The organism is Candidatus Protofrankia californiensis, assembly GCF_900634765.1.
Taxonomy (GTDB): Bacteria; Actinomycetota; Actinomycetes; order Frankiales; family Frankiaceae; genus Protofrankia; species Protofrankia californiensis.
Genome location: NZ_CAAAFT010000290.1, coordinates 3,322 through 4,439 on the forward strand (window position 1 = coordinate 3,322; position 1,118 = coordinate 4,439).

Below are 1,118 nucleotides of genomic sequence, written 5' to 3' on the forward strand. Positions count from 1 at the left end.
GGGACCTCGGCGAACTTCCCGGTGTCCGCGGCGTTGCAGACGACATGCCGGGCGCGGCCGCGGGCGATCCGGTCGACGAGGTCCGCCGACCCGACCGCCGTCGTGGTCGGCATGATCACCGCACCCAGCTTCATGACCGCCAGCATGGCCTCCCACAGCTCGACCTGGTTGCCGAGCATCAGCACGACCGGGTCACCCTTGCGGACGCCGCGGGCGGCCAGCCAGGCCGCCAGGCGATCCGAGGCACGGGACATCTCGGCGAAGGTGCGCTGTGTCGCGGACCCGTCCTCCTCCACGAGCACCAGCGCCGGGCGGTCGTTGCCGCGGGCGATCGCGTCGAACCAGTCCACCGCCCAGTTGAACCGCTCGCCCAGCTCGGGCCAGTGGAACTCGGCCACGGCACGGAGGTGATCGCCGCATAATGCCAGCAACTGGTCCCGGCTCGCCCGGTAGGCGTCGGTCACGTTCACCGTGCATTCCTTCCTTCCGTCAACTCGGTCACGTTCACCGTGCATTCCTTCCGTCAACAAGGTGGGCGCTTTCCTGAGAGCGTGCGGCTTCGACCGAGTGCCCGTATACCCACGCATGGGGGTAGCTGCGTTGACTCGCACCCGTCATCTGCGAAACTGAACCGCACCGGCTCCTCGCAGGCCATGACGTGCCTGCACCGACGGCGGGGAGGATACGTGGACGACGGCGTCGCGGTGCACCAGACGATCGACAGGCTGCTGCCGGAGCGGCTGCAGCGGCTGCGGCAGCTCAGCGGGGTGCCGGTCGTCTTCGGCGGGACCACCCGCCGCGGCGTCGCAGGATCGCAGCAGCTGGTGCTCAGCCGCCTGCTAGGGACCTTCGGCACCTCGCTGCACGGTCTGGTGGTGCGGCCCGGCCTGGGACTCGGCGGCAGTGTACTGTGCCGCGGCATCACCCGCCGTGTCGACGACTATGCCACAACGACCGACATCACCCACGAATACGACCACATGGTCGTGCAGGAGGAGCGCCTCACGTCGGTGTTCGCCGTGCCGGTGGTCGTGCGCGGCGCCGTCCGGAGCGTCCTTTATGGAGCGGTTCGCGACCACCGGCCGATCGGAGACCGCGCGCTGCGTGCCGCCGAAGTG

1 protein-coding gene and 1 pseudogene are annotated in these 1,118 nt (G+C 69.6%); one reads left to right on the top strand and one right to left on the bottom strand.

What is annotated here, in order from left to right; all coding sequences use genetic code 11:
• A partial coding sequence (locus tag DD1DGNOD_RS15615; protein WP_165036762.1) for an AMP-binding protein occupies positions 1-470 on the bottom strand: 470 nt, incomplete at its 3' end.
• A gap of 216 nt (positions 471-686) precedes the next feature.
• Between DD1DGNOD_RS15615 and DD1DGNOD_RS15620 the strand changes: the two are divergent.
• Positions 687-1,118, top strand: a pseudogene (locus DD1DGNOD_RS15620) (hypothetical protein); the annotation flags it as partial.